Raw genomic sequence first — 14291 nt, forward strand, 5'->3', positions numbered from 1 at the left:
TTCGACTCATACCCAGGTGGTACCCAACGAATTAGCTTAGGCTTGCCTACATGGCTGCTCTCCCCGTCACCTCGTCCGCCACCCGGAACACGCGCCCGCAGGTTAACCTGACCGTCCTGCGCAAAGAATGGCTCTCACCTCATATGGTGCGGATCGTCGCCGGCGGCCCAGGGTTCAGCGACTATGCGAACAACGAATACGTGGACCGGTACGTCAAGATCGTTTTTCCGCAGCCCGGCGTTGATTACCAACTTCCGCTGGACCTGTGGGCCATCCGCGAGACGATGCCGCGTGAGCAATGGCCGCACACCCGGACGTACACCATCCGCTGGGTGAACCTTGAAGAACGGGAACTGGCGATTGACTTCGTAGTCCATGGCGACGAGGGTCTGGCAGGGCCTTGGGCAGCGGCAGCGGAACCTGGGGCCTCGCTGATTTTTACCGGCCCCGGCGGCGCCTACAATCCCGCGCCCGACGCCGATTGGCACCTCTTCGCCGGCGATGACGCCGCGATTCCAGCCATCGCAGCCTGCATAGAGACTCTCGCCCCGGAAGCCCGCGGATACGCGTTCCTCGAGGTGGACAGCGCCGAGGACATCCTGCCTATCTCTGCTCCTGCCGGCCTGGAACTCCACTGGCAGCAGCGCAACGGGGCGCCGGCCGGATCAAGCGAACTGCTGCTTGACGCACTTCGCGAAATGCAGTGGCTGCCCGGGCGCGTTGATGTCTTTGCGCATGGCGAAAGGGGCTATATGAAGGGCCTGCGGCAGATCTTCTTCTCCCAGCGCGGCCTGGAGCGTTCTCAGGTTTCGCTCTCCGGCTACTGGGCCCAGGGCCGGGTAGAGGAAGTTTTCCAGGCCGAGAAGAAGCTCCCCGTAGGACAGATCTAGTCAGATTTAGCGGCGCCGTACCCTGCGGCGCTCGTTGCTGGATAGGCCCTTCGTGAGCGGCCTCGCCAGGTTGTCGCCGAGGACGATTCCTGCTGCGACTCCCAGGACGATCGCGCCTGCATTCAGCATCCCCCCGGCACCCTGAAGTATGTCCGCTTCCTCAATGGTCAATACATACATTGAACGGAATATAGTCAGGCCGGGCAGCAGAATGAGCGCGGCCGGAACAGCCACTACAAGTTGGGGAGCGCCAAGTTTGAGCGCCACTACCCGAGCCAGCAGGCCGATGGCCACAGCCGAAACTGCCGGCGACAAGCGGTCGCCAAACCCGGCGGTGGTGGCACCCCACAAGACGAAGAAGCCAACCAAGCCGACTGCCGCCGTCGGGAGTAACAAACGCATCTGCGTCTGTTCGGTGACGCCGATAGCCACTACCGCAATCGCGATCAGAATGGCTTGGCCCCACAAAGGATACGCATCCGGGAATGTTTTGGTGACGTCCAGGACTTCGCTGCCCATGAGGGTCCCGACCACGACGGCGACGGCGATGCCAGCGACGATCGCGCCGAAGGTGAGCAACGTGGAGAGGAACCGTCCGGCGGCTGTGACGGGGAAGCCGTTGATGGCGTCTTGCACGGAGGACACAAGCCTGCCTGTTGGAAGCAACAACAGGATCCCGCCCGCAACCACGATGGACGGGGCGATGTCCGCACCCGCCCAACGCAGCATGAGGGCGATAAACGTGACGAGGAACGAGCACGACATCGTGATGAAGAAGTCCGGGGTGCGCCAGCGGTGAAGCTGCCGCGCAACCAGGCTGATCAGCAGGTTGGAGGCAAAGGCGAGGGCGGATGCGCCCGGACCACCACCCAGGACGCCCACGAACACCGCGGCGAAAACAGCGAAAGCAACCGTGACCATCCAGCGAGGGAAGGGCTTGGCGCTGCGGACGATGTCATTCAATCGACGGACTGCTTCGTCGCGGCCAACTCCCCCGGCAACAATGTCCGTGACCAGTTGATGCACCTGGGCAAGACCGGCGTAGTTATTGGTCCACGAGCGCACCACCCGCAACAACGTGATGGGCGTCTGGTCCTTCGGCGCATAGTTGATGGCCACCGACTGGTTGGTGATGTCTACTTCAACGTTCTTCAAGCCAAGGGCGGCGGTCACGGCAATCATGCTGGTCTCAACTTCAAGGGCGCCCGCGCCGTAGCGGAACATGACTTCGGCCAGATGCAGGGCAAAATCGATCGTCTTACGCGCTGAGGCGTCGACGCCGACCACCTGGATAGTTGGGTTGGCGTAGGGACTGCCCGCGAGCCGGTCCACGATGTTCATGGGGGCAGTGGGCGGGCTGTCGCCTTGCACCAAGCGCATCAGCATGCGTTTGGCATTGGCGTTCTGCCGGATTTGCGATGGCCGCATCGGCTGGGTCTTGGGCAAGCCGTCAGTGTGAGGCCTGCCGCCGGAGCCCTCAGGGCGTTCAGTCACGCAGTGTTCCTCCCTTTGGCTTCGTTGATTAGTTCTTCCCCCGGAATTTCCTCAGCAGATTTCGGGGCTCCGGCAATTTTGCCAGTACTGTCTTGGCGGCAGCTGCAAGCTTCCTGACCGCCTGGTAAGCGGTGAAGACCGGCAGATTCACCGGCGTCACGAAGTCGCCCACCAGCTGGACCACTTCGCCGCCGAAGCCCTTCTTGAATTCGTAGCCGCCATGACCGGTTTCGTCCTGGCCCTGAATGCCGAACGTGCCATAGAAGTTGTAGCGCGAGTAGCCATTGTTGAGCGCGTGCAGCATCATGCCCCAGTACAGCGAAGTTGCCCCGTTGAAGTAGATGTAGTCCTGGACAGTGCCGCCGATCACGCACACGATTTCATCGCCGGAGCAAGCGAAGTGGATCGCCGCAACCGTAGCCACGCCAACCGAGTCGGGGAAGCGTTCAATATCCTTAAAGGCTTCTCTCGTAGCTGTCCACGAGGTCCTGGACCACCTTGATGCGGTTGGCCTTCTTCTTGCTCCCTGTTTCCTCGACGTCGCGGTTCAGGTCCGCGAGAGTTTTGGCTTCGGCATCCAGGCGCTCAGTGATGGAGGCCCGGTATTCGGGGATGTTGATCTTGGCCATCATGAGCTTGGTGAACTCATCCGAGGTATTGCGGAGCAGTTGCTCGTAGTATTCACGCTCGCGGTACGTGAAGCCCTTTTCGTCGCCGGCAGTGCTCAGCGCGTTGTAGAAGTCGTCCAGCGTTTCCAGCGTGGCCTGCTCCAGGTAGACGCCGTTCTTTTCGGCCTTCCGAATGGCCTTGCGCGTGCGGTAGTTCATTCCCATGATGAGCTCTTCGGAATCGGCGATCCCGTCCAGCTTCTTGACGAACATCCAGTTGATGTTGGCGAAATTCATGTCAAAGCCCTGGTGCTTGAAGCCCAACCCTGCCAGCTCCTTCAGCAGCGGACGGTTGTCCTCAACCTCCGGGTGCTCGGCGCCGTCCTCGTCGCGGGCGATGTACCTGACGTTCGGTGAGATCCGCAGTTCTGCGGCCTTCTTGGAGGCCGCATGCTTTTTCAACTGCTCGACGACGAACCGCACCGCTTCGGCGTCGCTGTAGTCCATCAGTGGTCCCTTTGCGCAGTCGCAGACCTTGTAGCCAAAGCGGTTGGCGGTGTAGACGAGCTTTCCGGCGGCGATCAGGCTGCCACCGCGGGTCACGCCAAAGAGCTCCACTTCCTGGCCGCGGGCACGCTGGAAACGCGCCAGGTCCACGGATTGGATGAAGCTGCCTTGCGGGTGTCCCTTGGCGAATGTCTCGAAATCAGCGTCACTGAGAATCACGAATTCCATGCCGGTTCCAGCCTCAATCGGAGTCAAAGAAATTACCTCACCTAGATAGATTTGCGCCCGTTGGTGGCCGGGGCGGGCCTGAAGTGTGTTGAGTTGTGCCGGTTTTCTCAGTAGAACTGTCCGCCGGTGCGCATGGTTTCCAGCCGGCGGAAGACGCGCTCTCCACCCTTGAGCCAGAGTTTATGGCGGATTGGTCCGAGGACGTGGTCGTAGCAGCCTACGAAGTCCGTAACGGTCTTGGTGAAACTCGTTTTGAACAAACCCATTCCGAACAGAGGATGGGTCTTGTCTTTGATCCGGCCGGCAGGCGGCGTGCCGCAGAAATCGTACTCAACGCAGCCCAGATCCTGCATCCGCTGGATAGCAGCCCACTGGACCAAATGCGAGTCACCGTATTGCTTGCGGTTCTGCGTGGAGCCGCCATCCTTGTAGGTTGCCTTGGAGCCATAGTTGATAACGAAAGCACCGACGCTGGGTGCGCCGTCCTCGTAGACAAAGAAGAAGTGTCCCTGGCCTCGGCTGCAGAATTCGTGCCAGAAACGGGAGTAGTACTCGTAGCTCCGCAACGGCATGGCACCCTTGGCGTTTACTGTGTCTTGCATCAGTGCGTAGAGCTTGCGGTACGTCTCCTCGCCAGGCTCGGCTGGGAGAACTTCGCATCCTTCACGTTCTGCCCTGCGGACGGCGTTGCGGGCCCGCGATGAAATACTCCGCAGCACTTCATTGGCGGGGGCCGAAATGTCCAGCAGCGCTGTTGAGTCGTTTGACTGGATGTTGGGGGCTTTGACCAGCCCGGCGGCTGAGAGCTGAGCCGTCGCCTCACTGGATGCCACGACGTCCGGCTCGATCTTGATGGTGAAGACATTCATCTTCTGCTCCTTCGCCAGATTGGCGACGGCGGTGAGCATCGGTTTGATGTCTTCCACTGCGGCAGCGTCAGGCCCCTTGATGAGATACCACAGCCGGCCAAGGACGGGGAACCTCTTCTCAAGGAGCAGGTTGTAGCTGGAATATTCGGAGGTCTCCAGAACCAGGCGGCGGACCAACCAACCGTTGCCATCCTTGACTGCCGCATAGGCGTCCGACTGCAGCATGTTGCCGCCATTGGGGTTGGCTGTGACGTGCTTGTCCCAGTTATCGATTTCCTCGGCGGTGGCAAAGCGGGCGGTAAATTCTCGCAAGGTGGCCGTGTCCAATCTCAGGGGTTTGGTGCAGTGTTCAAAAGCTGGGTGCGCATGCGGACATGCAGCCTCAAGTCTATCGGGCGTACATAAATAGGCCGATTCTCCGTGAGTTGCCCGCCCGAACTACGCGCGAATAGCCTGAGCCGGATCCGCTTTGGACGCCGCAATGGCTGGATACAACGCAGAAAGAACACCAGTAGCAGCGCCAGCGGCAACTCCGGTCCACACTGGTTCAGGCCCCAGCACCGGTGTCCACTCTTGGCTCAGGCAAAAGGCCAGAACTCCCAGCACTCCGACCGCTCCCCCGGCCAGTCCCCCGCCCAATCCCACAAGCAAGCCCTCAAAGATAAACATCCGGCCAATGCTGAAGCGACTCGTACCGAGGGCTCTCCGGAGAGCAATCTCCGATCTTCGCGTTTGCACAGTCAGATACATCGACGTAGCAGCGCTAAGACAGGCGAGTGCCAGCAACACCCACGAGATGACACTGATCAACACTCCCAGGTCATTGTTGACTCCCTTGCGGAGTGAACGAAGGTCTGCCACCGTGTTGACGGTGAAGTGCTCGGGATGAGCTGCGTCGAGGGCCAAAGGAATCACGTCGGCCAGTGGTGCTGGAAACCCAGGCAGGGTGCGGACCACAAATACAGGGTTGTCAGAGGCAGCGGATGGGTAGGCGCTGATCCCCAGGATGATGCTGTCTGCAAGAACCGGGTTCCTTCCGGCTTGGCGCAGTATGCCCACCACTGGAACGGATTGCCCACTGATCCAAATTTTCTGGCCCGGACCCGCAGAAGGAATCCCTAAACGGACGGCCGTATCTTGTCCCACTATTGCCACCGGCTTCCCAAACGACTCGTCCAGAAGAGATAACGCCGAGGCAGGCTCAACTACGGCCTGGCTAATGTCGAGGAAGGTCGAGTCCACGGCCAAGAGTGACCCTGTGAAGTCATCCTCTTGGATTCCCCTATTTGGCTGAAAGCGTGTGGGGCGAAATTCAGAAGTCGCCAACTCCACGCGCAAACCAACCGCGACGACTCCGCGAAGATCCTCTATTTTCCCCTTCTGACCTCGCAAGGCCGCGATGTCAGCGTTCGCGGGTTGGACCCCAGATGGGCTTCTTGAGGCTTGCACTTCATCCAACGCTGCTTCGGCCAAGCGCTCGGAAACCTGCGCGGAGGCACTTTGGCTAAGGCCTACTGAGGCAACCAGTCCGCCCGATCCCAGCATAAACGCCAGAATGAGCAACAATGCCTTGCCTGCCCTGGAGGTAAGGGATGCCAATGCATCATAGACGTCATCCATCAATAGATTGAGCCGTCTCCACAGGGGGGCCGGGGAGAGAACGTCAGTTGGATCCGGGCGTCCAGCCATAGGCTCATGAACAGCTGTTGAGGCAGGGGAACCCGGCGCGTCGGGCTTTTCCAGTCGTCCGTCGTCGATGACGATCTGGCGGTCTGCTGCGGCGGCGACGATCGGATCATGCGTAATGACAACGACTGTCACGCCGGTTCGATTCAATACCTTGAGATCCGCGATGACACTCTGTGTATTGACACTGTCCAGGTTGCCTGTGGGTTCGTCTGCGAACAGGATCCTGGGCTTGGTCGCGAGAGCACGAGCCAACGCAAGACGTTGCCTCTCCCCTCCAGAGAGGTTCTTGCCGAGCACGCCTGTCCTGTGCAGCAACCCAACGCGCAGCAGGGCCTGCGTTACTTCCAGCTCCCGTTCCACGTGACGGACACCTTGCACGCGAAGGCCGAGCGCTGCGTTCCGTGCGGACGATTCATCCAAGATCACATGCGAGGCTTGGAAGACAAACCCAAACATCCGCGATCGCAACCAGTCACGCTGCTTCTCGGCCATCTGTGATACGTCTGCACCGTTGATCGAGTACGTGCCTTCTGATGCACGGTCCAACAGCCCAAGAATGTTCAGTAGCGTTGATTTGCCGGATCCTGAGGGACCAATGATCGCAACGAATTCACCCTCACAGATCTCAAGATTGACGTCTTGAAGGGCCGCCGTAGGCACATCGGCTCCTCCATAGGAGCGCCCGATGCCTTCCAACCGGAGCAGGGGAATCCTGCCGGGCGTTGGCGCAGGCATGTTCACGATACGTCGACCGTGGTTCCAGGCTCCAGCTTCGAAGTCTCGGCCAAAGCAGCCCAGCCATCGCGCTGCCCTGTCACCGTCACGTCGATTCTTTCCGCCGATGCACCCTCACCAGTGTCCTTTTTCGAACTTGGCACAATCACGTACGTCCCGATGTCGTCCTGTTTGATCGCGGTCAGGGGAACTGCCAAGGTCTCCTGGACCGGCTCCTTCACGCTGACAGAGACTGGCTGACCCGGCTTTGGTTTGTTGGGATCGTCCGGAACAGATGCGATGATATCCATTCCGGGAAGCGTCCCCTTTTCCGGATTGCCTTGGTCGAAAACCCCGATGCTCTGAACGACGCCCTGAGCGTTGTACCCACTGGCTTCGAGCGCGACGGCCTGCCCAACTGTAAGAGCTTCGGCCTGGGTAATAGACGCCCGTCCCACGACCACGTCCGGGGCGGTTTGCGCTGTAGCTACCAAAAGATCGTCCGTCAGCACGGCTCCTGAAGCAGCGATGCTCGTCACCGAGCCCTCATCACCAGGAATTTGAACAAACTCCCTCCACCGGACCATGGCCTTCTTGTCGTCGGATTTTGGTGCTGGCTGATCAACGTCACCGTACAAAGCCGCCACGGATTCTTGGGTGGACTTATCAAATATTCCGGTCATGTTGGGCCGATACCCTATGGATTGAAGCCAATTCTGCAAGGCGGAAACGTCTTGACCGTTGTCACCATCTTTCAGGTCCCGATACAACGGGACGGACGTTGATATGACAATGAGAGGGCGCCCGGACACCGTCGCAACGATTGTCCCGGGCTTTAGCGTGTCGCCAACAGCAACCAGCATGCGCGTTATGACGGCGCGTTCAGTCCCTGGCGGTACTGATGCTGCGATGCCCACCGACGTTCCCGGGGTCATGCTCCCGGGGATGATCAAAGTGCTCGCCAAAGTCCTACGTTCCACTGTGGCGGTCACCTTGATTGGAGTGTTGATGGAGTCGAGGGCCGCAGACTGGGGTGACTTTATGTAGCTTCCGGCAAGGAAGGAACCTGCCATTCCTGCCATGACTATGACCAAGAAGCCAATGATCCGCCGGAGTCGCGGAACACGCGCGACCTTGACTACCTCGTCATGCTGCAACGGCATTAAACGGCGCCCTTGCCATGTTGCCGCAGAATCGTCCTCGCTTTGGCCAGAGCCTCGGTTTTATCATCGGCGAGCCTGTTCATGGCGGCTTGGTTGGCGGCAATCAGGGCAGATTGATACTGTGCTCGGATATCCGAGATGCGTTGCATTACCTTGGTTTCCTGCTTGCAATTCGCGTCTTGTACAGCTGTCCTGATTTCGCCTTGCTTGTCCGAAGGGTATGAAGGCACCCAGGCATCGGGCGAGTCCTGTCGCATTGAAATTCCGGCGTGCTTGAGGCAAGTAATCCAGTCGTCGCGTGATTCCCTCCACTCAGGATCCCGCTCAGATAATGCATTCGAGTCATTGCTAATGTTTGTTAGCAATGAGTCTTCACCGGCGATTCTGCTGCGGAATGGGGGTATCTGACTCGACACCGTGGCGTTATCGCATTCAAAGTACTTCTTGACGTTTGCATCCGCTGATTCCCTCGTCTGGGAATCGTAAATGCCCGAAACAATACGGATGATCGGCTTGTCATATCCGTACTTTGCCGCAAGCTCGGGAACCCAAACGCCATACGACTGGTCGGCCTTAACTGTCAGATCGCCGTGCTTCTCTGGCATGGTGACATCGGCGTTTTTCATGCAATCCTCGATGACATACATGTTGGCCGCCGTTATGACCATTGATTCGTCGGGCGTCGCTTCATACGCATCCATGGGCAAGGAAATGATCGCAGTAGCCGGATCCAGTTTTGCATGCACGCCGGCATATGCTGCTCGGTCCACGGATGGCAAGGACGCGGCATCCACTCCGCCAGGCTGCGAATTGGCGCTGCATCCGGCCAATGCAACTACCAACACGAGCAGACTCAGTGGATACCGTGCCATTTTGCCTCTCTCAACTCTTCTATGCGGTGCGATAGCTGTATCTTGCGTTAGGCGGAATCAGTAGGCTTCGTCGTGACTTGAGATGCGATTGTCCCAGTTGCCTCCACCGGGGTACGCAATATCGGCCAGATAGCTGATTGCTTGCCCCTCCTTCATATAAAAGGAGTTGCCGCCGAAGTTCAGGTGCTCATAGAACATGACGTACCTGTAGGCAGGATTAGTGGTGTATCCCACAATGTTTGATGTCGGATCATTAGCGGCGTCACCGACGTAAGTTGCCGCGTAGTTATTAGAGTACTTCGTTCCATTCCACACTGAACTCTGGAACAAACAGACCTTACCGTTGGCGCAGGTCTGATCAGCCCAGGCATTTGCCGAGCCCACACCCATACCGATTGAAACGGGAATTACTACCGCCGATGCGGCCAGAAATTTGGCAATTTTTCTCATGTCACCAGTCATCTCTCTAGTAGCGAATTTCTGGTGACCCGTTCATTGTCGACTCGGTCCACAATGGCGCCCCCAGCAAAACCGAAAATACAGAGCGGAGGACTGAACGTCAATCACGATGATGATTCTGACAATTAAAACCGAAATATTTAAGGATTTATTAGAAATAGTCATCTTCGGGCGTCACGAAGTTCCTGGCCACGACACATATAAGTGGGGACCTGTGTCCCCGTCCGGGGCCACGCCCTCACAGCCGGATCTGCTCAGCGCTCTCCAACTTGATGGCTTTCGGTTCCTTGCCGAGTTCCCGCTGGCCCCTGACAAGGCGGTCCGCGTTGGCGAGTCTGCTGAGGCTCAGTCCGGTCAGGTCTGCGATCTGCCCAATGGGAACTTGGAAGGTCCGGAACGGCCCAAGCGGGGGTGGCTCACCTTCAAGGAGCCGCTGGTCGATCGCCCTTTTCAGTTCAACCTTGCCCAGCAACGGCGATTGGTCCAGCACAAAGCCGGCAGCGGCAAGCTTGGCGTCGTTGGTCCATACGGCGATTTTCCAGAACTTCCGCGGAACTTGTACGCCCCTGTAGGGAAGGTCGTCGTCGAGAAGTACCGGCCCGGTGAACACAGAGAGCTTGGCGTCGTAGGCGTCCGCATGGCCCAGCACGTGGTCCTCGAGCCCCACCCACAATTCCTTGCCTTGGTTGAAGTCGTCCACCTGAGGTGCGGCATTGGTAAAGGCGAAGGTGTCCTGATTGGCCTTCTTGGCGGTCGCCGAGTCTCCCCATACGGGATCCAGGCGCCGGACCAGATGGCCGCGATCGAACGCGTTGTTTTTGTAGACGTCCGGGCCCGCCTGTTGCTCCTTCGGGATCCTGCTATCGAAATGCCAGGTTCCTTCTCGGGCCAGCGGGCTAAGTTCCCTGCCGCTGATGTTGACCCCCACGATCGCCGCGAGCTTCCGGGCAGCCCGGAAGCGCACGGAGAAGTGCGTGTAATCCAAAAGAATCGTCGTTGCCGACGGACTGGGCAGTTCAAGGCGTGCCCGCAAAAAATCCCTGTCGTATCCCCCGCTCATGGATACAGCATGGCACTAGGGACAGACAGCGAACAGTGTCAGCATTCGACGACGTTCACGGCCAGGCCGCCCATCGCGGTTTCCTTGTACTTGGAGGACATGTCCTTGCCGGTCTCGCGCATGGTCACGATCACCTCATCAAGCGACACCCGGTGCGTCCCGTCACCCCAGAGCGCCATCTTCGCCGCGTTGATCGCCTTCGCCGCAGCGATCGCGTTCCGCTCAATACACGGAATCTGCACCAACCCCCCGATCGGATCACACGTCAACCCCAGATTGTGCTCCATCGCGATCTCCGCCGCGTTCTCCACCTGCCCCGGCGTACCACCCATCACCTCAGCCAACCCTGCAGCAGCCATCGACGACGCCGAACCCACCTCGCCCTGGCACCCCACCTCAGCCCCCGAAATGGACGCCTGCTCCTTATACAACACACCCACCGCACCGGCAGCGAGCAGGAACTTCACCACCACATCGTCCTTGTCGGCCTGGGCTGCTTTGTCCATCCCCGGGGCATAATTCAACGCGTAATACAGCACCGCCGGAATGATCCCCGCCGCACCATTCGTCGGGGCCGTGACTACCCGCCCGCCCGTAGCGTTCTCCTCATTAACAGCCAGGGCGATCAGGTTCACCCACTCCTGCCAATACTTCGGATCGTTGCGGTCCTTGTCTTCCTTCAACAACCGCTCCAACCAATCAGGAGCACGACGCCGGACCTTCAGACCCCCGGGCAACACACCCTCACGCTTCAGACTGGTTTCAACACACGCCTCCATCACCGACCAGATATGCAAAAGACCCTCCCGGATCTCCTCCTCAGACCGGGACGCACGCTCGTTGATGAACATGATCTCGCTGATCCCCAGGCCCTTCGAGGAGCACCGGCCCAGCAACTCAGCAGCCGTCCGGAACGGCAACGGCAACTCCGCCTTCGTCTCCTCCAACTCCGCCCGAGCCGCGTCCTCCTCACCCTCCCGGACGATGAACCCGCCACCCACCGAAAAGAACGTCGCCTCCCGCAGCACGTTCCCCCCGGCATCAGACACGGCAAACTTCATCCCGTTCGTATGCCGCGGCAACACCGTCAACGGATGCAGGACCATATCCTCCACCGCATACGGCAGCTCTACGCCTTCGCCGGAGGCACCGGCCAGATTCAGGACACCTGTCTCAGCGATCGACGCGAGCCGCTCCTCCACCTCATCGGGCAGGATCAAATCCGGGTGGTAACCCTCAAGGCCCAACAGGGTCGCAGTCATGGTCCCGTGCCCACGGCCAGTCGCGGCCAACGACCCATACAAGTCAACCCGCAACGACGCGACCGAGCCCAGGACACCGGCGTCCTTGAGCTCACCAGCGAACACCGCAGCAGCCCGCATAGGCCCCACGGTATGAGAACTCGACGGGCCAATACCCACAGTGAACAGATCGAAAACACCAACAGCCATGGTCGGGATCCCTTAACAAAAGCTTGAAAACGGTCCGGCAGATGGTCCTGCCGGAGGGCCGCCCCCACTTATGGCGGCAGGCGACCGAAGCACGACGCCGGATGGCCCCCAAAGGCGGCAACCCGGCGTCGCAATTTTATTCAGTTCTACAATCCCACGCTACGCCACAGTGGGCGCTGTATGGGCGCTTCGAGCCAACGTCCTCCGCGGACTCCAGCGGCCATTTCGGGGCTTCGCTGCCGAACATGCCGTGCGCACGGCATCCCCGGCAGCGAACCCCCGAAATGGACTGACAATAGCTAACCTTCGCCGGGGAAACTGGCCCCTTTGGGACCGGCGTCCGGCAGCGGGCGTCCAAGGGAGCATCGCATCCGCTCAGCGGGTGCATATGCGACCGAGCACGCGGAGGACGTCGGCCCCGACGGGCCAACTGACAAAGCGTGCCGAGCAGTTACGCCAGGTCTCCGCCATTCTTGGAGGCGTACTCCTCGGCCGAAAGCAGCGGGCCTTCGGACTCAGCGGCGACCTTGAACAACCAACCAGCGCCGTAGGGGTCGTTGTTGATCAGGGCCGGATCGCCCACGACGGCGTCGTTGATCTCAGTGACCTCACCAGTGACCGGCGAGTAGAGGTCAGAAACACTCTTCGTGGACTCCACCTCGCCACAGGTCTCGCCGGCAGTCACGGCGGAGCCAACCTCGGGCAGGTCAACGTACACGATGTCGCCCAGCGCGTCGGTGGCAACCTCGGAAATCCCAACGGACACCAGGTTCCCCTCCCCGCGGGAAACCCACTCGTGCTCGTCGGAGTACTGAAGTTCGGGCGCTACTTTGGGCATTCTGTTTCCTTACTGTGGTTGATCAAAAACTGTGGCCGCTTGGTGTGGGCTGTCAGTGTGGCTGGGCTGGGTGGTGGGGCACCGAATTCCTCCGCGTGCTGCTCCTTCGTCGCTTTGACGCACGCTGCCGGAATCCGCTCCCCCACCCCGTGGCCCTTTCGGGTTCGGTGACCGGCAGCATGCGTCTAAGAGAGCATCGCGTCCGCTCAGCGGGCGCCCATGCGACCGAGCATGCAGAGGTCGCCGAACCCGACGGGCCAAAAGGCGGCCCGACGGGCCAAGGCGACCCGTCGGGACGACCCCCGCTTACTTTTGGCGCTTGTAGAACGGCAATGCGACAACTTCGAACGGCTCGCTCTTACCGCGCAGGTCAATGTCCAACGCGGTCCCGATTTCGGCGTGCTCGACGTCGACGTAGGCCAACGCTACCGGGTACCCAAGGGTTGGGCTGGGCTGGCCGGAGGTGACTTCGCCTACCACTGCACCATCCTTGAGGACCGGGTAATGGCCACGACCAGCGCGGCGGCCCAGGCCCTTGAGGCCCACGAGCTTGCGTCCGCTGGTGGAGCCGGCGCCGTCAGCCTTGAGGGCAGCGAGTGCGTCCTTGCCGACGAAGTCGCCTTCTTTGGATAGTGCGACGACGGGACCGAGCCCTGCGGCGAACGGGTTGCCTTCGCGGGACAGTTCGTTGCCGTAGAGCGGCATTCCGGCTTCGAGACGCAGCGAGTCGCGGGAAGCCAGGCCTGCGGGGGTCAACTCGCCTTCTTCAGCGACGTCGGCGATGGCCTGCCACAGGGCAGCAGCGGAGTCGTTGGACACAAAGATCTCGAAGCCGTCTTCACCGGTGTAGCCGGTGCGGGCGAGCAGCAGGTCCTGAGTGCCGCCGTCGAACGTGAACGGAACCTCAACAGCGGCGTAGTACTTCAGTTCGGTGACCAGCGCGTGCTGCTCTGCGGGCACAAGGCGCAGCAGTATGGCTTCGGCGCGCGGACCCTGGACAGCGATGAGCGACGTCTCGGCAGAGGCGTCTTCAACAACTACGTCAAAACCAGCTGCGCGCTCAAACAAAGCGGCCGCAACTACCGTGGCGTTGCCCGCGTTGGGGACCACCAGGAACTTGTCGGCGCCACGACGGTACGTGATGAGGTCATCGATGATGCCGCCGTCTTCCTGGCAGATCAGCGAGTACTTTGCCTTGCCCTCGGCCATGGCGGAAATCTTGCCTACCAGCGCATAGTCCAGGAATGCAGCCGCGTCCGGTCCAGTCACCCAGACTTCGCCCATGTGGGAGAGGTCGAAAAGGCCAGCGGACTTGCGGACTGCGTGGTGCTCGGCCAACTCGGACGAGTACTTAAGGGGCATTTGCCAGCCACCGAAGTCGGTGAAGGACGCGCCCAGTTTCTTGTGCTCTTCGTAGAGCGCGGTGTAGTTCTCAGTCATTTGCAGGAC

General features: G+C 60.0%; 11 protein-coding genes and 1 pseudogene. 1 reads left to right on the plus strand and 11 read right to left on the minus strand.

Features of this window, described 5'->3' with window-relative positions; translation table 11 throughout:
- Positions 1 to 50: 50 nt before the first annotated feature.
- Entirely contained in the window at positions 51 to 890 is an 840-nt protein-coding gene (locus tag ACTAQJ_RS11895) for a siderophore-interacting protein (protein WP_498696346.1), read from the plus strand.
- 6 nt (positions 891 to 896) lie between these two features.
- Here the strand turns inward: ACTAQJ_RS11895 and ACTAQJ_RS11900 are convergent, their stop codons facing one another.
- The 11 genes and pseudogenes from ACTAQJ_RS11900 to gcvT form a co-directional block, all read right to left on the minus strand.
- On the minus strand, positions 897 to 2384 hold the full coding sequence (locus ACTAQJ_RS11900; RefSeq protein WP_498696347.1) for a threonine/serine exporter family protein: 1488 nt from the start codon (positions 2382 to 2384) through the stop codon (positions 897 to 899).
- 28 nt (positions 2385 to 2412) lie between these two features.
- Positions 2413 to 3727, minus strand: a pseudogene (locus ACTAQJ_RS11905) (peptidoglycan bridge formation glycyltransferase FemA/FemB family protein).
- A 107-nt stretch (positions 3728 to 3834) separates the two neighbouring features.
- The gene (locus tag ACTAQJ_RS11910; protein WP_498696348.1) at positions 3835 to 4923 is read right to left on the minus strand and encodes a lipid II:glycine glycyltransferase FemX; all 1089 of its coding nucleotides are present in this window, start codon (positions 4921 to 4923) and stop codon (positions 3835 to 3837) included.
- A 111-nt stretch (positions 4924 to 5034) separates the two neighbouring features.
- Positions 5035 to 7020 carry an ABC transporter ATP-binding protein/permease gene (locus ACTAQJ_RS11915; protein WP_431118546.1) on the minus strand — a complete coding sequence of 662 codons (1986 nt, stop codon included), beginning with the start codon at positions 7018 to 7020 and terminating at the stop codon, positions 5035 to 5037.
- A gap of 2 nt (positions 7021 to 7022) precedes the next feature.
- Entirely contained in the window at positions 7023 to 8162 is a 1140-nt protein-coding gene (locus ACTAQJ_RS11920; RefSeq protein WP_498696351.1) for a peptidoglycan-binding protein, read from the minus strand.
- Complete coding sequence (locus tag ACTAQJ_RS11925) at positions 8162 to 9034, minus strand: hypothetical protein (RefSeq protein WP_431118543.1); 873 nt, start codon at positions 9032 to 9034, stop codon at positions 8162 to 8164. Before ACTAQJ_RS11925 ends, ACTAQJ_RS11920 begins: the two co-directional genes overlap by 1 nt.
- A 57-nt stretch (positions 9035 to 9091) precedes the next feature.
- Positions 9092 to 9484 (minus strand): hypothetical protein, encoded by a 393-nt coding sequence (locus ACTAQJ_RS11930; RefSeq protein WP_431118541.1) that lies wholly within the window; start codon positions 9482 to 9484, stop codon positions 9092 to 9094.
- Positions 9485 to 9731: 247 nt separating this feature from the next.
- A complete protein-coding gene (locus ACTAQJ_RS11935) occupies positions 9732 to 10553 on the minus strand; it encodes a DNA/RNA non-specific endonuclease (protein ID WP_431118539.1) in 822 nt (273 codons plus the stop codon).
- A gap of 38 nt (positions 10554 to 10591) precedes the next feature.
- Complete coding sequence (locus ACTAQJ_RS11940) at positions 10592 to 12004, minus strand: L-serine ammonia-lyase (RefSeq protein ID WP_431118537.1); 1413 nt, start codon at positions 12002 to 12004, stop codon at positions 10592 to 10594.
- A gap of 451 nt (positions 12005 to 12455) precedes the next feature.
- The gene (gene gcvH, locus ACTAQJ_RS11945; RefSeq protein ID WP_431118535.1) at positions 12456 to 12842 is read right to left on the minus strand and encodes a glycine cleavage system protein GcvH; all 387 of its coding nucleotides are present in this window, start codon (positions 12840 to 12842) and stop codon (positions 12456 to 12458) included.
- A 306-nt stretch (positions 12843 to 13148) separates the two neighbouring features.
- Positions 13149 to 14282: a glycine cleavage system aminomethyltransferase GcvT gene (gene gcvT / locus ACTAQJ_RS11950; RefSeq protein WP_498696354.1), complete on the minus strand. Its 1134-nt coding sequence runs from the start codon at positions 14280 to 14282 to the stop codon at positions 13149 to 13151.
- Positions 14283 to 14291: the final 9 nt, after the last annotated feature.

Source organism: Arthrobacter sp. alpha11c (genome assembly GCF_054149985.1).